This is a genomic window from Bradyrhizobium sp. LA2.1 (assembly GCF_040547725.1).
GTDB lineage: Bacteria > Pseudomonadota > Alphaproteobacteria > Rhizobiales > Xanthobacteraceae > Bradyrhizobium > Bradyrhizobium barranii.
In genome coordinates this window covers 26,548-48,750 of the sequence record NZ_JBEPQI010000027.1, presented here as the reverse complement: position 1 = coordinate 48,750, position 22,203 = coordinate 26,548, and the positions used below count along the sequence as shown (strand labels likewise).

Below are 22,203 nucleotides of genomic sequence, written 5' to 3'. Positions count from 1 at the left end.
CTAGGTCGCGGCCGTGCAACGCCCTATAACCCCGCCTCGGAACAACGCGAGGATACACATGTCGGAAGCTCAAATCACGGACTGGCTGGCGTCGCAGCGGCAGGCGATGATCGATCTGCTGCGCGATGTCGTGAACATCGATTCCGGATCCTACGACAAGGAAGGCGTCGATGCGGTCGGTGCGCGGTTCGAGCGGCATTTTGCCGAGCATGGCATTCCGTTCCGGCGCGAGAGCAACGCCACCTTCGGCGATGCAATCCATGCCGATGTCGCCAAACCCGGCAGCAACGAGAAGCCGGTGCTGTTGATGGGCCATCGCGACACCGTGTTCGGCAAGGGCGAGGCCGGACGGCGTCCGTTCACGATTGAGGGCAAGCGCGCCTATGGACCCGGCGTTGCCGACATGAAGTCCGGCGTCGTGATGAACATCTTCGTGGCGACCGCCTTCCACAAGTTCGGCGGCAGCCCGCATCCGATCAAGGTGCTGATCACCTCGGACGAGGAGATTGGCTCGCCATCCTCGCGCCCGGTGATCGAGCGCGAGGGACGCGCCTCACGCGCCGTGTTCAATTCCGAGCCGGGACGGCCGACCGGCAACATCGTCACCGGCCGCAAGGGCGGCATCTTCATGCACTTTGCCATCACCGGCAAAGCCGCGCATTCCGGCGCCAATTTCGCCGCGGGCGTCAGCGCGATCGGCGAGCTCGCGCACAAGATCGTCCAGATCCACGCGCTGACCGATCTCGACAAGGGCATCACGCTGAATGTCGGTCTCGTCTCGGGCGGACAGTCGGTGAACACCACGGCGCCCTCAGCCGAGGGCCAGATCGACCTGCGTTACGTCGATCCGGCGGATCGTGCGAGGATCATGGCGGCGATCGAGAGGATCATCGCGACGTCCTATGTCCCGGGTACCAGCGCGACGCTCACGGTGAAGGGCGAGTTCGTGCCGGTGGTGCAGAGCACGGAGTCGAAGGCACTGTTCGAAGGCTATCAAGCGGCCGCAAAGCAGGTCGGCCTTACCACGCTCCAGGGCGAGTTTTCCGGCGGCTGCGCCGATTCCGGCTTCACCGCTGCGGTCGGCACGCCGACCATCTGCGGCCTCGGGCCGGTCGGCGGGCTCGCGCACACGCCGGAGGAATATCTCGAGCTCGACAGTATCGTGCCGCGCGCCCAGGCGCTGGCGCTGGCGATTTTGAAGGGATGAACACAGGTGCCGTAGGGTGGGCAAAGCGAAGCGTGCCCACCAATTCGGTCGTCGCGGATAGATGGTGGGCACGGCGCAAGAGCGCCTTTGCCCACCCTACGAGACTCGTCATTCGTGGTTGCACGTGGATGGCCGGGTCAAGCCCGGCCATGACGAGTCGAGAGAGCCGTCACGAATAACTCGGCGCGTCCGGCTTGCGGAAGATGTGGATGGGGTCGCCCGGCACGATCGGCTGGCCGCTGAACATGGCATAGGCGTAGAGCGCGAGGTAGCCGATCGCGAGCGCGCCGATGGCGTAGAAGGCCCAGGTGGCGACGCGCTTCATCGTTCTGCTCCATTGCCGTCCCGGACGGGACGGCTCTGGGCGCTTCTAGAGCGATGACGGGGAAAAGGCCAGCCTGCGGCCCACCCTAGCGCAGCGATCAAACGCCGCGCAGGCCGCGGGCGGGAACGCTGACCTCGGCGAGCCTCGCCGCGTCTTCGTCCTGGTCGACCGCCACGTACTGGCCGTGCCAATAGGCCAGTGCAGCATTGCGGGTCGAATTCCTGACGCTGCTGACGCGGCCGATGACGATGCCGTGCGAATGCCGCTCGACGATCTCCTCGACCTCGCAATCGACCGCGGACAATGCACCGACCAGCAGCGGGACGCCCGAGACCGCCGTCACCCACTGGCTACCCGCAAAGCGATCGGCCCCCTTCAGCCCGCCCTTGCCGGCAAAACGCTCGGCGACGTCGAGCTGGTCGGCCGCGAGGATGTTGACGCCGAAGGCGCCGTAGCGGCGGATCAGCGGGAAGGACGAGGCATCGCGGTTGATGCTGACCAGCAGCGTCGGCGGATCGACCGCCAGCGAGGTCACCGAGGTGACCGTCATGCCGGTGATGTCCTTGCCCCGCCCGGCGGTGATGACGCTGACGCCGCCAGTGAGGTGGCGCATGGCGCCGCGGAAATCGGCGGACGAGACGGCAGTTTCAATCATGAGATCGCGAGGCACTACATTCATGGCATGGTCCCCGAAGCGGGGTTCCCCTGTATTTAGGTACGATCGTCCGCCGACAAAAGATGGCTCAGGATCGAGCCTTCGAGGCTTGCGAGCTCGGCGGAGCCACGTTCGCGCGGCCGGGCGGCGTTAACCGTAACATCATGGGCGATGCGGCCCTCGTCGATCACCAGCACCCGGTCGGCCAGCGCGACGGCCTCGGCGACGTCGTGGGTCACCAGGATCGCGGTAAAGCCCTGGTCGCGCCAGACCCGCTCCAGCAGCCGCTGCATCGAGATGCGGGTCAGCGCGTCCAGCGCGCCGAGCGGCTCGTCGAAGGCGAGCACACGCGGATGGGAGACCAGCGCGCGGGCGAGCGCAACGCGCTGCTTCTGGCCGCCTGACAGCACCGACGGCCACTGATCACGCTTGTCGGTCAGCCCAACCTCGGTCAGCGCCTTCTCGGCGCGCGCATGCGCATCACTGGATGAGCGATTACGGCCGAGACCGACCTCGACATTGGAGAGCACCCGCGCCCAGGGCAGCAGCCGTGGCTCCTGGAACATCACGCGGATGTCCTCGGGCTGGACATCCTGGCCGAAGCTGATGCTGCCGGCGTCGATCTTTTCCAGCCCGGCGATCAGCCGCAAGAGCGTGCTCTTGCCGCAACCGCTCTTGCCGACGATGGCGACGAACTGGCCGGCGGGAATGTGCAGGTCGATGCCGCGCAGCACCTCGTTGTCGCCGTAGGATTTGCGCAAGCCACGGATGCTGAGCGGCAGGCCTGTCGTCTGCGCCGGGCGCTCCTCGCGCACGACGCGTGCCTGCGGCACGAAATTGGCGCGGCTGGCGAGCTCGGTTTCGGGAAGGGCCGTACGAAGAGCTGTCTGCATGTGATCCCCAGTATTTCTGCTCAGCGTTTCTGGAAGGCGGGGTGCCAGGAGAGCGTCAGGCGCTCCAGCACGCGGGAGGCGCTGTCGGCGAGCTTGCCGAGCAGGGCGTAGATCAGGATCGAGAGCACGACGACGTCGATCAGCATGAACTCGCGCGCCTGCATCGCCATGTAGCCGAGGCCTGAAGACGCCGCGATGGTCTCGGCGACGATCAGGGTGAGCCACATGATGCCGAGCGCAAAGCGGATGCCGACGAAGATCGAGGGCAACGCGCCGGGGAAAATCACGCGGCGGAACAGCTCAGTGTCGGTCATGCCGTAGATGCGGCCCATCTCGATCAGCTGCGGATCCACGGTGCGGATGCCGTGCAGCGTGTTGAGGTAGATCGGGAAGAACACGCCGAGCGCCACCAGGAACAGTTTTGCGCTCTCGTCGATGCCGAACCACAGAATGACCAGCGGGATCAGCGCCAGATGCGGCACGTTGCGCACCATCTGCAGCGTCGTGTCGGTGAGCTTGGCCGAGAGCTGCGACAGGCCGTTGGCGAGACCGAACGCGAAACCGATGCCGCCGCCGATCAGGAAGCCGATCGAGGCGCGCCAAAACGACACCCAGATGTTGCGGACGAGCTCGCCGGTGAGCAGCAGCTTCCAGCCCGCGAGCACGACGTCGCTCGGCGCCGGCAGCACGCGAACCGGCACGAAGCCGGTGATGCTCGCGACCTGCCAGATCGCGATGATGGCGAGCGGCACGATCCACTGGATCAGGCCGTCGACCCGCGGCAGGCGGAAGCTGCGCGGAAGTGAAACGCTGTCAATCAGGCTCATGACTCGGACACTCGCTGCTGCGGACGGTAATCGCTGCCGACGGTCTCGCCAAAGGGACCGCCGTTGAAGTGCAGCTTGGTCACGTTGCTCGGCTGCTCCAGCGAGAGCAGCGGGAATACCAGCTCGGCAAAGCGATACGCCTCCTCCAGATGCGGGTAGCCCGACATGATGAAGGTATCGATGCCGATATCCTGATACTCCCTAATGCGCGCCGCTACCGTCTGCGCGTCGCCGACCAGCGCCGTGCCTGCACCGCCGCGCACGAGACCGACACCGGCCCACAGGTTCGGGGCGATCTCGAGCTTGTCGCGCTTGCCGCCATGGAGCTGCGCCATGCGCTGCTGACCGACGGAGTCCATGCGGGCAAAGTTCTTCTGCGCCAGCGCGATGGTGTCGTCGCTGACATGCCTGATCAGCTCGTTCGCGGCGCGCCAGGCCTCTTCGTTGGACTCGCGAACGATCACGTGAAGACGAATGCCGAAGGAGAGCTTGCGGCCGCGCGCAGCTGCGACCTCCCTCACCTTCGCGATCTTCTCGGCAACCAGAGCCGGCGGCTCACCCCAGGTGAGATATTTGTCGACGGCGTCGACGGCGACGTCGATGCCGGCATCGGACGAACCGCCGAAATAGAGCGGCGGCCGCGGCGACTGCACCGGCGGAAACAGCAGCTTGCCACCCTCGACATGGATGTGCTTGCCCTCGACATTGACGGTCCTGCCGGCGAGCAGGTCGCTATAGACGTTGAGAAACTCGCGGGTGACCTCGTAGCGCTCGTCATGGCCGAGGAAAATGCCGTCGCCCTTGTTCTCGACGGGATCGCCGCCGGTGACGACGTTGACGAGAAGCCGGCCGTTGGTGACGCGGTCGAGCGTCGCGGTCATGCGCGCCGCCACGCTCGGCGACTGCAGGCCGGGGCGGACAGCCACGAGGTAGCGCAGCCGCTCGGTGAACGGCGCGACCGAGGAGGCCACGATCCAGGAATCCTCGCAAGATCGCCCGGTCGGCAACAGCACGCCGTAATAACCGAGCTGGTCGGCGGCCTGCGCGATCTGGCGCAGATAGTTGAAGTTGACCTCACGGCCGCCGATGCCGGTGCCGAGATAGCGGCCGTCGCCGTGGGTCGGCAGGAACCAGAGGATGTTGGTGTTGGACTGCTTACTCATGTGCTTGCTCACGATCCTGGCTTCCGGGCCACGTCGGAAATCTTGATGGATTTGGGGATCAGGTTGAGCGCGAAGAACGCATCCGCAACCTGCTGCTGATCGGCGATGACGGCATCGGTGATCGGCTTGATGCCATAGGCCTGCCGCTTCAGCGCCACCTCGACCACAGGGACAGACAGGCCGATCGCCGGAGCCAGCTGCTCGGCGACCGCATGGATGTCGCCCTTGGCCCAATCGTCGACCGAGCTCAGCTCAGCCAGCACGGCGTCGACGATCTTCGGGTTGGTGTCGAAGAACTTCTTCGAGGCGAAATAGAACTGGTAGTTGGCGACGATGCCGGTGCCGTCGGCGAGCGTGCGCGCGCCGGCGGCGGCTTCCGCCGCGGCCTGGAACGGATCCCAGATCACCCAGGCATCGACCGCGCCGCGCTCGAAAGCGGCGCGCGCATCGGCCGGCGCCAGGAACACCGGCTCGATCTCGGAATATTTGATACCCGCCTTCTCCAGCGCCTTGACCAGGAGATAGTGAACGTTGGAGCCCTTGTTGAGCGCGACCTTCTTGCCCTTGAGATCGGCGACCGATTTCAGCGGGCTGTCCATCGGCACCAGGATCGCCTCGCCCTTCGGCGCCGGCGGCTCGTAGGCGACGTACTGGATCGGCGCGCCGGCGGCCTGCGCGAAGATCGGCGGGGCTTCACCGGTGTTGCCGAAATCGATCGCGCCGACATTGAGCGCTTCGAGCAGCGGCGGGCCGGACGGGAATTCGGTCCACACCACCTTGTAGCCGTCGGCGGCGAGCTTCGGCTCCAGCGTGCCCTTGCTCTTGAGCAGCACCAGCTTGCCGTATTTCTGGTAGCCGATGCGGACGACCTTGGCTTGGCTGTCCTGGCCGTAGGAGGTGCCGACAGCGGCGGCGACGATGCCGATCGACAGCACGATGGCCGCGATCAGACGCTGAATGATACGCCTCATGTTCAAACCCTTGTGCGTGGGAAGAGTGGTCGGCACGATCAGGCTGCCGGGTTGCGCCAGACGATGTCGCGAACGACGATCGGCTTCGGGATCAGGCCGAGCTTGTAGAAGCGGTCGGCGACGCCCTGCTGGGTCACGACGATGTCGTCGGTGACGGGGCCGACCACGAAGTTCGCGCGCTCGGCCGCGACGGCCTGGATGTCGAGCGGGACGCCGGTGACGGCGGCGAGCCATTTGGCGACCTCGCCGCGGTGCTGTTCGGCCCATTTGCCGGTCGCGGTCGTCACATCGACGATCTGCTGCAGGATGGAGCCGTGGGTCTTCGCGAACTCACGGTTGGCGATGTAGAAGGAATTGGTCTTGGTGACTTCGCGCGCATTGATCAGGATGCGGCCGCCCTGCTTGGTCTCGCCGATCGCGAAATAGGGATCCCAGATCGCCCAGGCCTCGATGCTGCCATTGGCGAAGGCGGGACCGGCATCGGGCGGCGTCAGATAGACCGGCGTGATGTCCGCATAGGTGAGACCGGCCTTCTCCAGCGTCTGCACCACGACATTGTGGGCGCTGGACCCCTTGGTGAAGCCGATACGCCTGCCCTTCAGGTCGGCGATGGAACGGATCGGCGAGTCCTTCGGCACCAGGATGCCCTGGCCGTTGGTGATGGGCTGGCCGGCGGCATAGACGATCGCGGCACCCGCGGCCTGGGCGAACACCGGCGGGGAATCGCCGACCGAACCGAAGTCCACACTACCGACGTTCATCGCCTCCATCATCGGCGGGCCCGAGGAGAACTCAACCCATTTCACGTCGATGCCTTGCGGATTGAAATGCTTTTCCAAGGAAGCCTGCTGGCGCGTGATAACCAGCACGCCTGTCTTCTGATAGCCGATACGAATTTCCTTCACCGCGGCCTGCGCGTTCGCGCGGGAGGCGAACGCCGCCGCGACTGCGGTTCCAGCGGACAATTTCAAGAAGTGACGACGCTGCATTCCAGACTCCCGGCCACACGCGGCCGTCATTCATTGAGGTCTGGGGAATGATGGTGCGGGGAGGGAAAGGTGTCGAGACGCGCGGGAAAATAGCGATGCGAGCACTACGCGTGTGGCGAAGTGCATGATTAATCTTTCAAGCGGCCGCGCTGATGCAGAGGGATTCTTTTCCGCACGCGAATGTGAGAGCCGCGGGAATCCGGCCGACGCTCGCAGCGCCGGAGCAAAAATGTCGAAAACAACCCCATGCACAGTAGCCGACAATAGTCCGATCAATTACTTGCGCATTATCCGAAGTTCGTTTGACACGTCGGGCAAAACAGGGGCATTATGGCATCATGGCAGCGCGTGGGTGGAGGCCCCCTGACAAGGCCCGGTCAGTGCTCGCGCACCCAGGGATCGGACGAGAAATAGCAATTCTCGAGCACCATGCGATCCCTGGCGCGGAAACTGACGCGACATCGACGCCACACCTTTGTCTGACGTTTGCCGTCGTCTGACGTATCGACGTCGGAGATCCACACGATCGGCCGTCGCCAGCGGTAACGTCCGTCCCGATCCCAACCGTCGCAACCGCCGCGGCCGCATGCGATGTGGACACTGGTCATCGTCCCATCTGGCCTGAAGCACCAGGTCCGCGAACCCCACTCCTTGCCGGGCGGCGTCTGGGCGTAAGGCACAAGCGAGGTCTGCGTCCAGCAGCCGGAAATGGAGGACGGTCCGGCGGCGCGCGCCGGTACGACGACCAGCAACGCGATCAGCGCCGACGCGGCAGCCAGAGACGATTCAAGCCACGGCTTGGGCCAGAACTGGATGGACATGACGCCAATGAACATGACGTCATGTGTGTCGCCGGAGAACGATGCGGTTCAATCGTCCGACGACACAAGTTCGCCGTCACGGCGACCGTCGTCTGGTCAGTGCACCCACCTCACCGGCAGGTTCAGCAGGCCGCGGAACGCCCAGCCGCCGATCCGCACAGGCTCATCGTCGGCAAGTTCGAGACGGCTCGCCCTCGCGAACACCGTCGGCAGCGCGACGTCCGCGATCATCGCGCGCGAGGCCCAGGCGCCGGCACAGAAATGCGGGCCGGCGCCGAAGGCGACGCTCTTGGACGTGTCACGCCGCACGTCGAACTGGTCGGCGCGCTCAAAATGCTTCTCGTCGCGATTGGCGGAGCCGAACATCAGGAACACGCGCTCATCTAGCTCGAAAGAGACGTCGCGGATCGTCCACGGCTTTGCGATGCGCCGCGGCGACATGCCGATCGGCGAGATCCAGCGGGCGTATTCCTCGAAGGCTTCGAGCCAGGACACCTCACCCTCGCGCACGAGATCGAGTTGCTCAGGATGGCTCAACAGCGCCCACACCGTGCCGGCGATCGCCTTGCGCGGCTCGTTCTGGCCGCCTGATATCGCGAGTTTTACATTTGCGCGCACGCTCTCCATCGGCATGCCCGCAGCGAGGAGTACGCCGAGGATACTTTGATCGGGATGCTTGCGCATCACGGGCAGAATGTCGTCGATCGCAGCATCAATGCCCGACGTCGCCGCATGACAGCGCGCCTCGACGGCGGGGTCGCCGGTGTAGTTCGCGATGCCTTCGATCATGCCTTGCGACCACGCGTCCATGTCCCGGAAGCCGATATTGGTGAGGCCGGTGATCGACTTCAGGCATTCGCCGGAAAACGGCAGCGCGAAGTCGCGCATGAAATCGATCCGCCCCGGCTCGATCGCACCGATGATGCGGTCGGCATGGGCCTGGAACAGCGCGGTCCAGTGCGCCTTCACTGTCCTCGGCGACACCGTCGGAAACATCGCGCGCCGCTCGATTTGATGCGCCTCGCCGTCCTTGCGCATCATGTTGTGGCCCATCAGCCGGTTCATCAGGCCTGCGGGCTGGTGCGAGGAGAACACGTCGATCTGCTTCTCGGAGATCGAGATGTCGTCGCGGCTCGCCAGCAATGTCGAACCGAGTTGCGGCACGAAGGCAATCGGCGCTTCCTTCCGCATCTTCGCGAGCATCGGATAGGGATCGGCCCAGAACGAAGCAGGGTCGATGTCGATGCGCGGCGCGGTGCTCAAGCGTTGCTCCCTTGTAATTTCCTCGATCCCTCAAGTTACCGTTTTCGGAGGCGTCTGTCTGTCCCCAGCGATTGGGACAAGCCGGCAAAGATTCAGCCAAGCATCGGGAAAGAATCGGGCCGCCGTAAGGACGGTCTGTATGGCCTGCGCCTACAGCTTCTCACGGCCGGGGATCGAGCCGCCATCCGCGAAGCCCACGTAAAGCATCTACCGATCGCGTCTAAGGGCCAGGGACGGACGCGGCCTTATCAAGCGAAAATCCACGATTTCGCAGAATCGTTTGGATCGTCTTGTCGTGCTGATTCAGCTTTGCGGCGGCAAGCACCTCGGCTGCAAACGCCTTTGGCGCGCTGGTCTTGGACGGGTGGTCCAACAAAGACCACCATGCCTTCATAAGAATCGGATCGATCACATCCCCAGTTAGTCGATTGCGCATTTCCCAGAACGCACCGCCCCAAATCTCGCCGCTAGTCCAGGGATCATCTTTCAAAGCCTTTGTCGTCTTGAACTTCAGCCTGTTGTCGAGGCAACGGAGATATGGCTGACCCGGGCGGATGATCTCAGCGGAAATTTCACCTACCCGTGGGTTGTTCAAGAAGCTTGCTGGAAAGTAGTCGGCAAGACCCGACTCGATTCCGGCGAAGTTTCCCGTCCATGGATTGTTGGTTTTGGACGTTAGAGCGTGATGGCTATATTCTCGCAAGGCCACAAAAACATCGCGGGCGATCCTGGAGTCAATTTCGAGCGTGTTGTTTTGGTACTGGGCATAGTGCCCGGGCACCGCACCAATCTTGATCTTCGCCTGAACCAAGTCGGGCGGCGAACCAATCTTGTCGAGGTAAGCAATGTATGCCTCGAGTTTTCCCTGTAGCTCGGTTTGAATGTCGGCCGTCAGATCAGTTGTAGACTCAAAGGCAAATCGTCCCGGCGATGGTAGCGACGGACCTTTGCCCGGCTGCCGACGATCAAGATATTGTCGAAGAGAGATTGCCTGGTCCTTCTCAACGACCAAGCCTGCTCCGAGCAAGAATTCCAAGTTCTTGGCCGCGGCTTCCGTGTCGCCGGTCTTGATCATTTCAAGAATGCGCGTGGACTCCGCCTTGCTCGTCTCAAGCTTTAGCTGGGTCCTCCCGTTGAAAAAGGTGACCAAGAGGTTTCCCAATGCAGCCAGAGCGGCGGCGCAAATCGCGACAAAGAGAGGATTGAACCATTTAGAGCTGACTTGCTCGCCTTCCCGAAGCGAAAGCTCCCGCTCCTTTAGAGCAAGCTCGCGCACCCGCATCTCACGTTCGTCGCGCCATTTTTCCTTGTCGAGTTCAAGCCGAAGGGCCTCAGTACTCGGCTCGTTCTTGGCTGCCTGTGCAAGGCTTTTGGAATTCGCAAGGGCAAGGACAAGCGCCGCGATTGGCAAAGCCGCCACCGCACCGGCTAGTTGCGTGACAAACTCGCGACGTCTCATGTCGGGACTCGCTCCTCTCAGGAGTTGACAATGCGCGCGTAGATCTGTCTGCGAAATGCCTCACATTCCGAGGGCCGTAAGCGGGGCATTTGAAACCTAAATCTTCCAATTCAAATGCCGGCCTTACCCGTCACCCCTCGATAGGGCGGGGATGATACGATGCTATCCCAAGTCATCGAAGCGATAAACCGCTCGCTTTAGTCGATTCGCGATTCCCCGACGGCGGACATCGGCAAGCGCATGAGCGAACGTTCGTTAAGTGCCCGCAACTGACTTAAACGCGACGACTTGAATTGCCTCCTTGTCCTCGGTTGCAGACCGAGGACCGAGGACTGAGTTACCGGGCTTCGGCGATCTTCGGTCCGGATGACAACATCTGCGCGTTAGCCGCCAGGGGCCGCTTCGACGGCGATGCCGGGTCCGGCAACCGGAAAGCGGCGTCGGCTGGCGCTCCCTGGGAGGGCCTGCGGGCGGCGGTTGCCGGAAGCACGATCACTTTCGCTCCGATCTTCACCCGCTCGTAAAGGTCCGCGACGTCGTCATTGGTCAGCCGGATACAGCCGGACGAAACCTTCTTCCCGATCGTATCGGGATTGTTGGTGCCGTGAATGCGATATTCGGTCTCGCCGAGATACATCGCCCGGGCGCCGAGCGGATTGCCCGGACCGCCCGCCATGAACCGTGGCAGATAAGGCTGACGCGAGACCATCTCCACAGGCGGATGCCAATCCGGCCATTCTGCCTTACGGGCCACAGTCTGTTCACCGGACCATGTGAAACCTTCGCGGCCGACACCGATGCCGTAGCGCATCGCCTGCCTGTCGTTCAGAACGAAATAGAGGAATGTGTTTCCGGTATCGATGATCACGGTGCCCGGCGCCTGACGGCTGGCGTAGTCAACCACCTGCCGGACAAGTGCTCCGGGAACGCCAGCGTCGGCTTTGGGTGGTTCGACCAGAGGCGCCGGGGCCGGGATCGGAGCCGGGACCGGAATCGCAGCCGGAGCTGGCGCTGATGCACGAACTGGAGTCGACACGTAAACCGGAGTTGACGACGCCTGGGCCTGTTGTGCGGACGGTTTTCGTATCGGTTGCACGTCCGCCGGGCTAGACAGCAAGCTATACCCCACGACGGCGACGGCCACGGCGCCAATCGCAACTCTCGCGGCCATGGGGATTGCGAGGGCCTCTGCCTTCTTACGTTTGGCCCGCTTACTCATGTCTTTCCCCAGGTCACCATGCCTGGAAGAGGTACCCGGCAAAATTTAAGAAACTTCGAAGCGATGTCGCTCAGACTGGAACCGTTGGCGATGGTTAACGCCCAACTCTTGTTCGGCGACGTGAAAATTGGGCGTACCGCTTGATATTGAGGTTGCGATGCGGACGACGCGCTTCTCATCGCGGAACGCGTCGGGGTCTGAATCGCCGGGCGGAGCGAACGCGCTCCGCTCCTTCATTGACGGCGGCTTCGGGCCACGAGCGGAAGTTGTTCAGACGGACTTCCCGCATCTATCCGCCGCCATTCGGCCGTCGTCGCAGACCTACAGGCTGTGCGACTCCGCGCGGTCAGTTTTCCGCTTTCTTGGCCTCGTTCAACGCACTAATGATTGCCTTGATGGTGCCTTCCGCAGCCGCGGCATTGTATCCGACATGGTAGCCATGGAAAACGTGGATTGGCTCGTGATCTTCGAAGCTGTGGTTCGCCCCCTTCCACAGCACCGTCTTCACGGGAATCGACCGCTTGCTCTCGGCCATCTGGCCGCAGAGGATGGGGCTGGTCGCCTCGTCCTTCTCTGCTAGGAAGAGATGGACCGGGGCGTAGAACTCGACGTTCTTCATCAAATAACAGGACGGCTGCATCGCGAAGCCGCCCGCGAACATGTGCTCGTGCAGGTCGCCGATCGCCCGGTTCATGATGATCAAGGTCGTGGTCGCACCGTTGCTGCGGCCAAGGACGTAGACCCGCTTGGGATCAGCGATCCTCTGTCCGATGAGCCAGTCCAGCGCCGCATACGCATCGTCAGCCCGGCGCCGAGCCCAAGTCAACTGGCTGGGATCCGAGCAGACGCCGTCGGGTCCCAATCCCCGGCTGCCGAAGCTGTCGAGCAGGAGAACACCATAGCCTGCCCCGACCAATCTGCCGCCGTAGTCGCGCCCCCATTTCCTCTCGACCCGGCCGAACCCGTCGCAGCCGTGCAGCATGATCACGAAGGGGATTGGTCCCTTGGCGCCCTGCGGCCGCATAATGTCCGCCGACAGTTCGCCCTCGGCCCTTACCTTACCCTTTTCCTCGACGGTGCCGTCCATGAAGTTTTTCGACCTGCCGTCGATGTATTCGTTGCCGGGAATCCAAGGCAAGGACTGCGCTGAAGTATGCCAAGGTATCTTGACCATCTCAGCACGCGCAGATGAGAACGACAAAACAGCGACTATTGAGAGTATGATTTGCCTCATTGGAAATTGCACCTTTGCCCCCTTGATTCTGGTCAACACCATATCCGACTTGGGAAAGCGTAAGTATCCTTGAAGAGGATTCGCGCCGCGGATGTCGGCTTCGCGTCAAAAGGCGACGATCCCCGTGGGCGGACCGCATGTCCGCTTTGCCCTCGGAAGCGGATATCGCGGACTTAGTATCCCCTCAGTTCAGACCGCGCGGACCCGCGAGCAGGCGCAGCACAATCGCAAACAATTCGTTCTGCGAGGAGATGCCGAGCCGCTCATAGGCGCGCTTACGGTAGGTCAGGGTCGAATGCAGGCTGATGCCCAGCGCCTGCGAGATCGCCTCGGAGCTGAAGCCAAGCAGGATGCGGCGGCAGACGTCCTGCTCGCGCGGCGTCAGTGCGGAGAGGGGCGCGCGCGTTGCGAACAACGCGGCGAGGTTCTGGTCGAGCGTCGCGGTGGCCGCCTGCTGGAAATGACGCGCAACGCTGGCGCCGATCGCAGGCGCAATGGCCTGAAGCCGCGCACGCTCGACGTCGCCAAAGCGGCCCTGGGCCGTAATGCGGTAGAAATTGACATAGAAGCAGGTGTCGCCGACCCAGATCGCCGTCGCATATTTGTCGACGATATCAGAGTCGTTGAAGAAGATTTTCCGGTAGCGCGCGCCATACATGCGCGGCGCGAACGACGGCAGCATGATCGGCGCGCTGCCCTCGCCTTCGAACAGCGCATCACGATTGGGGTCGGATTCGTGGAACTGACCGGCATAGGCCGCGCCGAGATCGCTGCCGATCGGGATGTTGCCGGCATCGAGCAGACAGCTCGCCGCGCCGGTGCGCGTCAGCGCGAACACCATGCAATGGCCGACGCCGGCCTGCCGGCGCAACGTGTCGATCAGGACATTCGGGAAATCAGGTCGGCCGATGGCGAGCACCGCCGGCGCGATGTCGTTCGCCGCTGGAGTTGGGGCCATGCCGTGGGGCCGCATTGGTTTCCTCCGCAAAAGTTCTTTTGGCGGACGATATCAGCAGCCGGGTTTGACCGAAAGTCGGAGACGGCGGCTTATGCCGCTTCCGGGTCCCGGCTCTGCGCAGCAACGGTGCGCTGCTGAGCCGGGGCCCATGCCGCCGCAGCGGGACTACCCCTACCCCGCCGCGGCCTTCGCCGGCGCGACGTTGATCGCGAGCTTGCCGTAGCGATCCGTAAACGCCTCGGTGTCGATCTCCTCCAGCTTGATCTCGCCGCTCATGACACCCTGCTTCCACGCCGCCTGGGCCGGATCGTTCTGGAACTCCGGCATCACCTCACGGCCGAACAGCTCGAGCGATTCGCAGATGTGCTCGTGGCTGTTCTTGCCGGCCTGGTTGAGCAGGATGACCTGGTCGATATGGGAGGACTGGAAGCGCTTCAGCTTCCTGCGGATCGTCTCGGGCGAGCCGATCAGGCCGCCGCGCAGCGCCGCCTCCTGTGCTTCCGGATTGTCGCGCTTCCACTTGTTGTACTCGTCCCACATGTTGACGGTGTAGGGCGCGGGACGCTGGCGATTCTGCGAGGCGCCGTAGAAGCGCAGCGCGAACTGGAAGAAGGTGGCGCCGTCGGCGCGCGCACGCGCCTCCTCGTCGGTCTTGGCGCACATGAAGAACGAGACCAGCGCCATGTTCGGGTTGATCTCGTAGTCGGCGAGCTTGTGCAATCGCTTGGTCATTGCATTGTAATAGGCGTGCACCCAGGCATGCGCGGCATCCGCGCTGACGAACTGGAAGCCCAGCGCGCCAAAGCCGTGGCGGCCGGCGCGTTCGATGGTCGGCAGTTGCGAGCACGCCATCCACAGCGGCGGATGCGGCTTCTGCACCGGCTTCGGCACGACATTGCGCAAGGGAATGTCGAAGTACTTGCCGTGGTGCTCGCTCCCCGCATCCCTGAACATCGGGAAGATCGCCTGCACGGCCTCCTCAAAGACCTCCTTCTTGGTCTCCATGTCGCGGCCGAACGGCGTCAGCTCGGTGATGGAGGCACTCTCCCCCATGCCGAATTCGCAGCGGCCGTTGGAGAGCAGGTCGAGCACCGCGACGCGCTCGGCGACGCGCGCCGGATGATTGGTGGTGAGCTGGAGGATGCCGTGGCCGAGCCGGATGTTTTTCGTGCGCTGGCTGGCGGCGGCGAGGAACGATTCCGGCGAGGGTGAGTGCGAGTACTCTTCGAGGAAGTGATGCTCGACGACCCAGGCGTGGTCGTAGCCGAGCTTGTCGGCAAGTTCCATCTGCGAGAGCGCGTTCTGGTAGAGCTTCAGCTCGTCGCCGGCCACCCAGGGCCGTGGCAGCTGCAGCTCATAGAAGATGCCGAACTTCATGACGCCTCTCCCGCTTATTCTTGTTGCGCTCATCTTAGTGAGCGGGGAGGCGCTGTCTACGCGGTCGCAATTCCGCCGCGCGGGAGAACGCGCTTTTCGGCGCGGCGGCCATTCAGCACCACGCCGATGAAGGTGAAGCGCACCAGCAGATGATAGCTCGCCAACATCGGGAGAATCGCGACGACGAGAATGATGGCGAACTTGATCGGCCCGGGCCAGTCGAGCTGCGACAGCACGACCTGCAGCGCCATCACGATCGGCATGTGGATCAGATAGAGCCAGTAAGACGCATCGGCGAGGTAGCGCCGGGTCGGGCTGAAGCCGGACATGAAGCGAAGTGCGAGGCCGAGGACCGCGAAGGTCGATATCCATATCGCCGGTGCATACAGGATGGCGGAGACAAGCCTGAGCGTGGCGAAACTAACCGGCAGTTTCGGCGCACCCGGCACGGACATCATCACCCCGACAAGCACGAAACTGATCAGAATGAGGCCGAGCGCCGGCAAGAGATTCCACAGCCAGCGTCGCTCCAAAATCCGCAGTAGATCGGTCTGCCGATGCAGCAACCAACCGAAGCCGAAGGCAGTGCCGAAGCCGACCCACGCCTGGAGGTTCGTGACGAGCGATTGATCCGGCGTCCTCACGCCCATCACATTGATCCATCTTTGATCGAGGCAGAAAGCGATGCCGATCGGGATCGCCAGAACCAGGGGCGCCAGCGGATTTCGCATAATCTGCGCAAAGAGGCGGTCGACAACCGTTCGCAGCGTGCCTGATACATCGAGCCAGACAATTGCGCCGCGCAGCAGGAGCATGGCGACATATAGCTCCAGCAGCACATAGAGAAACCAGAGATGGGTCAGGGGGAAATTCGGCAGCACCGGCGGCCAGCGAGGTGCGCCGGGGATCGGGCCGCCGTTCGGAAAGCCCGCGGCCCATATGACCACCAGGGCCATCGGCGTAAACACGATCGGCCAGCCGACCACTAGCGGCAGTCCGATCCTCTGCAACCTGTCCGTGACGAAGCCCCAGATTCCCCGGCGATGAAAGCTCATGCGAGCGAAGAAACCCGCCATCAGGAAGAAGGTCGTCATCCGGAAGACGTGGATGACGAAGAACAGCAGGCCCAGGGCCAGGCTTTGATGGGTATCCTGTATGATCCAGATCCTGGTCGGGGCCGGCACGAACGACAGGGTTGCGTGCAGGACGATGCCGAGCAGCAGGGCAAAACCCCTGACCGCGTCGAGCGCGTGCAACCGTTCCGATGCGGGGGCGATGGCGGTTGATCGGGACATGGACGGACTCGGCTTGCTGGTGAAAGGCTTGTTTCCGGCAATCTGCCCGATCAAGACGGGCGAGGGATCAAGGACACACCGACTGGCCGCCAACCCGCGCTTGCCGTGATCGACCGTGGACTACGATCATGGCGATGCTGGTATTGATATGACTTGCACCGAGACGTTCATCCGGCTGAATGCATCCGCCGGACCATCCCACGTCCCGGAAAGCGGAGAGGCCCTTTCCTGTTCGCGCGTCACGGCGACGGGTATGTGTTCACTGCCGACGATCTTGTTGTTGGTGGGATCATAGCCGCGCCACCCGGCTCCGGGGATATAGATCTCGGTCCAGGCGTGCGTGGCGCCGTGTTGTCCCTCGGCCATCTGGATGTAGCCGGTGACAAAGCGCGCACCAAATCCCCAGTAGCGGGCAGCTTCCATCATGAACACCGCATAGTCGCGACAGGTCCCGCTGCCGAGCCGCAGCGTTTCGTTGGGTGATTGAACCCCGAGAGCCTCGCGGGAAACGTATTTGAACGATCGGTAGATGTGAGTATTCAAATTGTTCAGAAGGTCCAGCGTGCCGATCAACTGACCGGGTTTGTAGAGATCGCGCAACCATTCGAGCAGGGCGGTGGCGTCGTAGAGATAGCTCGGGAGACGATACACCGTCAGCTCAAGCTGCTCCTCCGGGGGATATTGGAAGGGAAATGAACTGGCGAATGGCGCAATCCGCCATTCAATGGGGTCGTCGTGGTAAAGGTCGACGTCGACCTCGCTTGCGATCCTGAGCGTGTCGGATAATTCCAAAAAGGTCACGACTGCGATGGCATTGTCGTAATTGTCGCGCAACCAGCGAACTTCGGCGTTCGGCTCGATATCGATCGACCCTCTCACGATGTGGACGTCATGTCCCTCGCGAGGCCGCATCATGGCTCGATGAGTGCCGAAGGTGACCGGCTGATTGTAAAAATATTCGGTCTTATGAATGATTCGGATTCGCCTCATATGTAGCTCCCGCCACGTTGCAGCGATGGATGTTGCGGCGCCCGCTACCACTGGTAGTAGGTCGCGGGCATTTCCGAGGCAAGAGAAGATGTATGCGGCCTGACCCCCGAGCCGCAAAGCATCTTCGCTTTTGGGTAACGATCGTTGCCGCTTGCTTCTCTCGCGCGCACGGAGCGCCGCGGCTCGGTCCGTTGGCCGCGCCGCGACATCCGGTCAAGTCGACGGGTTGATCCAGATCAACGCGTTAGCAGCCCTGCTCCATTTAAAGTGCAGCAAGGCAACGGCCCGGATGCCGTCCCGATTCCAGCACCATTTCAGAGAGACCGAATATGTCGGCCCCTGACGACACGACTTCGCGCGTGCGCCGTAAGCGCATGGAGATTTTCGCTTTCCTGTTCCTGACCGCGGTCGTGATGCCCGTCCTCGCGGTCGGAACGGTCGGCTCATACGGGCTCGGCGTCTGGATCTACCAGATGTTCGCCGGTCCTCCCGGCCCGCCACCCTCCCCGCATTGACCTCCGAACAGCGAAAGACAGGCATCATGGCCCAATCCACACTCAACCGCCGCGCATTGATCACCGGCCGGGTGCTCACCGCCGACCGCGTCGTCGCGCCGCCAGGTTGCGAGATCGCCAGCATCATCGTGCAGGCCCGCCCCGAGCGCCTGGACGAACTGGAAGCCGAGATCGCCGCGATGCCCGGCTGCGAGATCCACGGCCGCGACCCGCGCGGAAAACTCGTCGTCGTGACCGAAGCGCCGGATGCCGGCAGCCTCGGCACCCTGCTCAACACCATCCAGTCGCTGCCCAACGTCTATTCCGCGGCGCTGGTCTTCCACGCCATCGAAACCGCCTAACGGACGGGAGAGCCATCATGACATCGCCGAAGCTCGACCGCCGCCAGATGCTGAAGCTCGAGGCCGCCGCGATAGCGGCCGCCGCTGCGGGCATGCCGGCACCGGCGCTCGCCGCCAATCTCGTCGCCGAGCGCGACAACAGCGAACTGAAATGGGACAAGGCCGCCTGCCGCTTCTGCGGCACCGGCTGCTCGGTGATGGTCGCGACCAAGGACAACCGCGTCGTCGCCACCCATGGCGACATCAAGGCCGAGGTCAATCGCGGCCTCAACTGCGTCAAGGGCTACTTCCTTTCCAAGATCATGTACGGCCACGATCGGCTGACGCAGCCGATGCTGCGCAAGACAGGCGGCAAGTACGACAAGAACGGCGAGTTCACGCCAATCAGCTGGACCGAAGCCTTCGACATCATGGAGGTGAAGTGGAAGGAAACGCTGAAGAAGCGCGGGCCCAACGGTCTCGCCATGTTCGGCTCCGGCCAGTGGACGATCTGGGAAGGTTACGCCGCCTCGAAGCTCTACAAGGCCGGCTTCCGCACCAACAACATCGACCCCAATGCGCGGCACTGCATGGCCTCCGCCGTCGCCGGCATGATGCGCACCTTCGGCATCGACGAGCCGGCCGGCTGCTATGACGACATCGAGGCCACCGACGCCTTCGTGCTGTGGGGCTCCAACATGGCGGAGATGCATCCCATTTTGTGGACGCGCCTCGCCGACCGCCGGCTGTCCGCGCCGCATGTCCGCGTCGCCGTGCTGTCCACCTTCGAGCACCGCTCGTTCGACCTCGCCGACATCGGCATGGTGTTCAAGCCGCAGACCGACCTCTACATCCTCAACGCCATCGCCAACCACATCATCAAGACAGGCCGGGTCAACAAGGATTTCGTCGCCGCGCATACGATTTTCAGGCGCGGACAGACCGACATTGGCTATGGATTGCGGCCCGAGCATCCGCTCCAGAAAAAAGCGACGGGCGCGGCGAAAGCCAACGACTCCACCGACATGAGCTATGACGAATTCGTAAAATTCGTCTCGGACTACACGCTGGAGAAAGCTGCCGAGATGTCCGGCGTGCCGATGAACCGGCTGGAGGCGCTCGCCGAGCTCTACGCCGATCCGAAGACAAAAGTGGTCTCGTTCTGGACCATGGGCTTCAACCAGCACACCCGCGGCGTCTGGTGCAACAACCTTGTCTACAACATCCATCTCCTGACCGGAAAGATCTCCTCGCCCGGCAACAGCCCGTTCTCGCTGACCGGCCAGCCTTCGGCCTGCGGCACCGCGCGCGAGGTCGGCACCTTCTCGCACCGCCTGCCGGCCGACATGGTCGTCACCAACAAGGAGCATCGCGACAAGGCCGAGCATCTCTGGCTGCTGCCGGAAGGCACCATTCCCGACAAGAACGGCGCCCACGCCGTGCTGCAGAGCCGGATGCTGAAGGACGGCCTGATCAACGCCTATTGGGTGCAGGTCAACAACAACCTCCAGGCCGGTCCCAACGCCAACGAGGAGACTTATCCGGGCTTCCGCAACCCCGACAATTTCATCGTGGTCTCGGACGCCTATCCGTCGGTGACGGCGCTGGCCGCCGATCTGATCCTGCCGACCGCGATGTGGGTGGAGAAGGAAGGCGCCTACGGCAATGCCGAGCGGCGCACGCAGTTCTGGCACCAGCTCGTCAACGCGCCCGGCGAGGCCAAGTCCGATCTCTGGCAGCTCATGGAGTTCTCCAAGCGCTTCAAGATCGAGGAAGTCTGGCCGGAGGAGCTGATCGCCAAGAAGCCGGAGGTTCGCGGCAAGACGCTGTTCGACGTGCTCTACAAGAATGGCCAGGTCGACAAGTTTCCGACCTCGGAGATCGAGGAAGGCTACGCCAACACGGAATCCAAGGCGTTCGGCTTCTACGTGCAGAAGGGGCTCTTTGAAGAGTACGCCTCGTTCGGCCGCGGCCACGGTCACGACCTCGCGCCGTTCGAGGCCTATCACCGCGAGCGCGGCCTGCGCTGGCCCGTCGTCAACGGCCAGGAAACCAAATGGCGTTTCCGCGAGGGCAGCGACCCCTACGTCAAGCAGGGCACCGACGTGCAGTTCTACGGCTATCCCGACGGCAGGGCGCGCATCTTCGCCCTGCCCTACGAGCCGCCGGCGGAATCGCCCGACAGCGAATATCCGTTCTGGCTCTCGACGGGCCGCGTGCTGGAGCACTGGCATTCCGGCACCATGACGCGCCGCGTTCCCGAGCTCTACAAGGCGTTCCCAGAGGCGGTCTGCTTCATGCATCCCGACGATGCGTCGGAAGCAAAACTCCGGCGCGGCGACGAGGTGAAGGTGGAATCCCGCCGCGGCTTCATCCGCGCCCGCGTCGAGACCCGCGGCCGCGACCGGCCGCCGCGTGGCCTCGTGTTCGTGCCGTGGTTCGACGAATCCAAGATGATCAACAAGGTGACGCTGGACGCCACCGATCCGATCTCGCTGCAGACCGATTACAAGAAATGCGCCGTGCGCATCGAGCGGGTGAACCTGTCATGATGAAACGATTTGGCATAGCCCTGCTCGCGGTCGCGATCGCCGCGGGCGCGAGCTCTCTCACCGCACAGACGGTGACGTCAGGCCTGCGGGGCCCGGCCCCCCTCAATGACGAGGGCGCGGCGCCACCGATGCTGCCGAACCGCAATACGTCCGAGAGAGAGGTGCGCAACTACCCGGAGCAGCCGCCGGTGATCCCGCACACCATCGACGGCTACCAGATCGACCTCAACGGCAACAAATGCCTGTCCTGCCATGCGCGGGCACGCATCGCGGAATCGCAGGCGCCGATGGTTTCGATCACGCATTTCATGGACCGCGACGGCCAGTTCCTGGCCTCGATCTCGCCGCGGCGCTTCTTCTGCACGGAATGCCACGTGCCACAGAACACCGCCACGCCGCCGGTGAGCAACGATTTCATCGACATCGACACACTGCTGTCGCGCGCCAGCCCCGGTGGCCGACGATGACGACGGCTGCCGACGAGCCCAAGGGAAAGGTGGAAGCCAAGCGTAGTTTTATGCTGCGTTGCTGGGACTTCGCGCGCGAGCTCTGGCAGGTGCTGATCCGGCCGAGCTCGGTGTTCGGGCTCGGCGTGCTGGTGCTCGCGGGCTTTGCGGCCGGCGTGATCTTCTGGGGCGGCTTCAACACCGCGCTGGAACTGACCAACACCGAAAAATTCTGCACCGGCTGTCACGAGATGCGCGAAAATGTCTTCGCCGAGCTGAAATCGACGATCCACTTCACCAACCGCTCCGGCGTGCGCGCGACCTGCCCGGACTGCCACGTGCCGCACAACTGGACCGACAAGATCGCGCGCAAGATGCAGGCCTCCAAGGAGGTCTGGGGCAAGATCTTCGGCACCATCGACACCCGCGAGAAATTTTTGGACCACCGGCTCGAGCTCGCCGCGCATGAATGGGCGCGTTTCAAGGCCAACGATTCCCTGGAATGCCGCAACTGCCACAGCGCCGATTCCATGGACATCACCAAGCAGTCGCCGCGGGCCTCGGTGGCGCACCAGCGCTTCCTGTTCACCAAGGAAAAGACCTGCATCGACTGCCACAAGGGCATCGCCCACCACCTGCCCGACATGCGCGGCGTTCCCGGCTGGCAATAGGGGCGGCTGGGCCGCTTGAACCCTTGGGCCGAATGGTTAGTTTCGAGGGATGG

At 63.3% G+C, this 22,203-nt stretch carries 23 protein-coding genes; 7 read left to right on the top strand and 16 right to left on the bottom strand.

Going from position 1 to position 22,203, the window contains the following annotated elements; translation table 11 throughout:
* The first annotated feature begins 58 nt into the window (after positions 1 to 58).
* Positions 59 to 1,207: a M20 family metallopeptidase gene (locus ABIB95_RS37600; RefSeq protein WP_354247337.1), complete on the top strand. Its 1,149-nt coding sequence runs from the start codon at positions 59 to 61 to the stop codon at positions 1,205 to 1,207.
* A gap of 169 nt (positions 1,208 to 1,376) precedes the next feature.
* Here ABIB95_RS37600 and ABIB95_RS37595 read toward each other — a convergent pair whose 3' ends face one another.
* From ABIB95_RS37595 to ABIB95_RS37540, 12 genes are all read right to left on the bottom strand, one after another.
* Positions 1,377 to 1,532, bottom strand: a complete 156-nt coding sequence (locus tag ABIB95_RS37595; protein ID WP_028160973.1) for a hypothetical protein — start codon at positions 1,530 to 1,532, stop codon at positions 1,377 to 1,379.
* 97 nt (positions 1,533 to 1,629) lie between these two features.
* The gene (locus ABIB95_RS37590; RefSeq protein WP_354247334.1) at positions 1,630 to 2,211 is read right to left on the bottom strand and encodes a flavin reductase family protein; all 582 of its coding nucleotides are present in this window, start codon (positions 2,209 to 2,211) and stop codon (positions 1,630 to 1,632) included.
* Between the two features lie 32 nt (positions 2,212 to 2,243).
* Complete coding sequence (locus ABIB95_RS37585; protein ID WP_354247331.1) at positions 2,244 to 3,080, bottom strand: ATP-binding cassette domain-containing protein; 837 nt, start codon at positions 3,078 to 3,080, stop codon at positions 2,244 to 2,246.
* Positions 3,081 to 3,100: 20 nt separating this feature from the next.
* Positions 3,101 to 3,907 (bottom strand): ABC transporter permease subunit, encoded by an 807-nt coding sequence (locus ABIB95_RS37580; RefSeq protein WP_354247328.1) that lies wholly within the window; start codon positions 3,905 to 3,907, stop codon positions 3,101 to 3,103.
* Entirely contained in the window at positions 3,904 to 5,070 is a 1,167-nt protein-coding gene (ssuD, locus tag ABIB95_RS37575) for an FMNH2-dependent alkanesulfonate monooxygenase (RefSeq protein WP_354247325.1), read from the bottom strand. The genes ABIB95_RS37580 and ssuD overlap by 4 nt, the downstream gene beginning before the upstream one ends.
* A gap of 8 nt (positions 5,071 to 5,078) precedes the next feature.
* Positions 5,079 to 6,041: a sulfonate ABC transporter substrate-binding protein gene (locus ABIB95_RS37570; protein ID WP_354247322.1), complete on the bottom strand. Its 963-nt coding sequence runs from the start codon at positions 6,039 to 6,041 to the stop codon at positions 5,079 to 5,081.
* 38 nt (positions 6,042 to 6,079) lie between these two features.
* Complete coding sequence (locus ABIB95_RS37565) at positions 6,080 to 7,030, bottom strand: sulfonate ABC transporter substrate-binding protein (protein WP_354247319.1); 951 nt, start codon at positions 7,028 to 7,030, stop codon at positions 6,080 to 6,082.
* 377 nt (positions 7,031 to 7,407) lie between these two features.
* Positions 7,408 to 7,866, bottom strand: a complete 459-nt coding sequence (locus ABIB95_RS37560; RefSeq protein WP_354247316.1) for a hypothetical protein — start codon at positions 7,864 to 7,866, stop codon at positions 7,408 to 7,410.
* 81 nt (positions 7,867 to 7,947) lie between these two features.
* A complete protein-coding gene (locus ABIB95_RS37555; RefSeq protein WP_354247313.1) occupies positions 7,948 to 9,114 on the bottom strand; it encodes a cytochrome P450 in 1,167 nt (388 codons plus the stop codon).
* A 220-nt stretch (positions 9,115 to 9,334) separates the two neighbouring features.
* Positions 9,335 to 10,573 (bottom strand): hypothetical protein, encoded by a 1,239-nt coding sequence (locus tag ABIB95_RS37550; RefSeq protein WP_354247310.1) that lies wholly within the window; start codon positions 10,571 to 10,573, stop codon positions 9,335 to 9,337.
* A 337-nt stretch (positions 10,574 to 10,910) separates the two neighbouring features.
* Entirely contained in the window at positions 10,911 to 11,792 is an 882-nt protein-coding gene (locus tag ABIB95_RS37545) for a L,D-transpeptidase (protein WP_354247307.1), read from the bottom strand.
* A 346-nt stretch (positions 11,793 to 12,138) separates the two neighbouring features.
* Positions 12,139 to 12,879: a dienelactone hydrolase family protein gene (locus tag ABIB95_RS37540; protein WP_354247304.1), complete on the bottom strand. Its 741-nt coding sequence runs from the start codon at positions 12,877 to 12,879 to the stop codon at positions 12,139 to 12,141.
* On the opposite strand from ABIB95_RS37540, the gene ABIB95_RS37535 reads away from it, so the two are divergent.
* Positions 12,878 to 13,099, top strand: a complete 222-nt coding sequence (locus tag ABIB95_RS37535) for a hypothetical protein (protein ID WP_166080608.1) — start codon at positions 12,878 to 12,880, stop codon at positions 13,097 to 13,099. The two genes, ABIB95_RS37540 and ABIB95_RS37535, sit on opposite strands and share 2 nt — an antisense overlap.
* Before the next feature lie 111 nt (positions 13,100 to 13,210).
* Here the strand turns inward: ABIB95_RS37535 and ABIB95_RS37530 are convergent, their stop codons facing one another.
* The 4 genes from ABIB95_RS37530 to ABIB95_RS37515 form a co-directional block, all read right to left on the bottom strand.
* Positions 13,211 to 13,999, bottom strand: coding sequence for a helix-turn-helix transcriptional regulator (locus ABIB95_RS37530; protein ID WP_354247300.1), 789 nt, complete (start codon positions 13,997 to 13,999; stop codon positions 13,211 to 13,213).
* A 156-nt stretch (positions 14,000 to 14,155) separates the two neighbouring features.
* A complete protein-coding gene (locus ABIB95_RS37525; protein ID WP_304491325.1) occupies positions 14,156 to 15,361 on the bottom strand; it encodes an LLM class flavin-dependent oxidoreductase in 1,206 nt (401 codons plus the stop codon).
* Positions 15,362 to 15,417: 56 nt separating this feature from the next.
* Positions 15,418 to 16,656, bottom strand: a complete 1,239-nt coding sequence (locus ABIB95_RS37520; RefSeq protein WP_354247296.1) for an acyltransferase family protein — start codon at positions 16,654 to 16,656, stop codon at positions 15,418 to 15,420.
* A gap of 126 nt (positions 16,657 to 16,782) precedes the next feature.
* The gene (locus tag ABIB95_RS37515) at positions 16,783 to 17,646 is read right to left on the bottom strand and encodes a transglutaminase family protein (protein WP_063981184.1); all 864 of its coding nucleotides are present in this window, start codon (positions 17,644 to 17,646) and stop codon (positions 16,783 to 16,785) included.
* A gap of 329 nt (positions 17,647 to 17,975) precedes the next feature.
* On the opposite strand from ABIB95_RS37515, the gene napE reads away from it, so the two are divergent.
* Genes napE through ABIB95_RS37490 form a run of 5 tightly spaced genes read left to right on the top strand, consistent with a single transcriptional unit; the run spans position 17,976 to position 22,150 of the window.
* Positions 17,976 to 18,161: a periplasmic nitrate reductase, NapE protein gene (napE, locus tag ABIB95_RS37510; protein WP_027532529.1), complete on the top strand. Its 186-nt coding sequence runs from the start codon at positions 17,976 to 17,978 to the stop codon at positions 18,159 to 18,161.
* 26 nt (positions 18,162 to 18,187) lie between these two features.
* A complete protein-coding gene (locus ABIB95_RS37505) occupies positions 18,188 to 18,502 on the top strand; it encodes a chaperone NapD (RefSeq protein ID WP_354080745.1) in 315 nt (104 codons plus the stop codon).
* A gap of 17 nt (positions 18,503 to 18,519) precedes the next feature.
* A complete protein-coding gene (gene napA, locus ABIB95_RS37500) occupies positions 18,520 to 21,033 on the top strand; it encodes a nitrate reductase catalytic subunit NapA (RefSeq protein ID WP_354247292.1) in 2,514 nt (837 codons plus the stop codon).
* Positions 21,030 to 21,500, top strand: coding sequence for a nitrate reductase cytochrome c-type subunit (locus ABIB95_RS37495; RefSeq protein WP_028151035.1), 471 nt, complete (start codon positions 21,030 to 21,032; stop codon positions 21,498 to 21,500). The genes napA and ABIB95_RS37495 overlap by 4 nt, the downstream gene beginning before the upstream one ends.
* Complete coding sequence (locus ABIB95_RS37490) at positions 21,497 to 22,150, top strand: NapC/NirT family cytochrome c (protein ID WP_085398940.1); 654 nt, start codon at positions 21,497 to 21,499, stop codon at positions 22,148 to 22,150. The genes ABIB95_RS37495 and ABIB95_RS37490 overlap by 4 nt, the downstream gene beginning before the upstream one ends.
* Positions 22,151 to 22,203 lie beyond the last annotated feature (53 nt).

Coding starts and splice junctions, on each gene's coding strand:
- ABIB95_RS37600 (WP_354247337.1), top strand. CDS start 59: ATGTCGGAAGCTCAAATCACGGACTGGCTGGCGTCGCAGCGGCAGGCG.
- ABIB95_RS37595 (WP_028160973.1), bottom strand. CDS start 1,532: ATGAAGCGCGTCGCCACCTGGGCCTTCTACGCCATCGGCGCGCTCGCG.
- ABIB95_RS37590 (WP_354247334.1), bottom strand. CDS start 2,211: ATGAATGTAGTGCCTCGCGATCTCATGATTGAAACTGCCGTCTCGTCC.
- ABIB95_RS37585 (WP_354247331.1), bottom strand. CDS start 3,080: ATGCAGACAGCTCTTCGTACGGCCCTTCCCGAAACCGAGCTCGCCAGC.
- ABIB95_RS37580 (WP_354247328.1), bottom strand. CDS start 3,907: ATGAGCCTGATTGACAGCGTTTCACTTCCGCGCAGCTTCCGCCTGCCG.
- ssuD (WP_354247325.1), bottom strand. CDS start 5,070: ATGAGTAAGCAGTCCAACACCAACATCCTCTGGTTCCTGCCGACCCAC.
- ABIB95_RS37570 (WP_354247322.1), bottom strand. CDS start 6,041: ATGAGGCGTATCATTCAGCGTCTGATCGCGGCCATCGTGCTGTCGATC.
- ABIB95_RS37565 (WP_354247319.1), bottom strand. CDS start 7,030: ATGCAGCGTCGTCACTTCTTGAAATTGTCCGCTGGAACCGCAGTCGCG.
- ABIB95_RS37560 (WP_354247316.1), bottom strand. CDS start 7,866: ATGTTCATTGGCGTCATGTCCATCCAGTTCTGGCCCAAGCCGTGGCTT.
- ABIB95_RS37550 (WP_354247310.1), bottom strand. CDS start 10,573: ATGAGACGTCGCGAGTTTGTCACGCAACTAGCCGGTGCGGTGGCGGCT.
- ABIB95_RS37545 (WP_354247307.1), bottom strand. CDS start 11,792: ATGAGTAAGCGGGCCAAACGTAAGAAGGCAGAGGCCCTCGCAATCCCC.
- ABIB95_RS37535 (WP_166080608.1), top strand. CDS start 12,878: ATGAAGTTTTTCGACCTGCCGTCGATGTATTCGTTGCCGGGAATCCAA.
- ABIB95_RS37540 (WP_354247304.1), bottom strand. CDS start 12,879: ATGGACGGCACCGTCGAGGAAAAGGGTAAGGTAAGGGCCGAGGGCGAA.
- ABIB95_RS37530 (WP_354247300.1), bottom strand. CDS start 13,999: ATGCGGCCCCACGGCATGGCCCCAACTCCAGCGGCGAACGACATCGCG.
- ABIB95_RS37525 (WP_304491325.1), bottom strand. CDS start 15,361: ATGAAGTTCGGCATCTTCTATGAGCTGCAGCTGCCACGGCCCTGGGTG.
- ABIB95_RS37520 (WP_354247296.1), bottom strand. CDS start 16,656: ATGTCCCGATCAACCGCCATCGCCCCCGCATCGGAACGGTTGCACGCG.
- ABIB95_RS37515 (WP_063981184.1), bottom strand. CDS start 17,646: ATGAGGCGAATCCGAATCATTCATAAGACCGAATATTTTTACAATCAG.
- napE (WP_027532529.1), top strand. CDS start 17,976: ATGTCGGCCCCTGACGACACGACTTCGCGCGTGCGCCGTAAGCGCATG.
- ABIB95_RS37505 (WP_354080745.1), top strand. CDS start 18,188: ATGGCCCAATCCACACTCAACCGCCGCGCATTGATCACCGGCCGGGTG.
- napA (WP_354247292.1), top strand. CDS start 18,520: ATGACATCGCCGAAGCTCGACCGCCGCCAGATGCTGAAGCTCGAGGCC.
- ABIB95_RS37495 (WP_028151035.1), top strand. CDS start 21,030: ATGATGAAACGATTTGGCATAGCCCTGCTCGCGGTCGCGATCGCCGCG.
- ABIB95_RS37490 (WP_085398940.1), top strand. CDS start 21,497: ATGACGACGGCTGCCGACGAGCCCAAGGGAAAGGTGGAAGCCAAGCGT.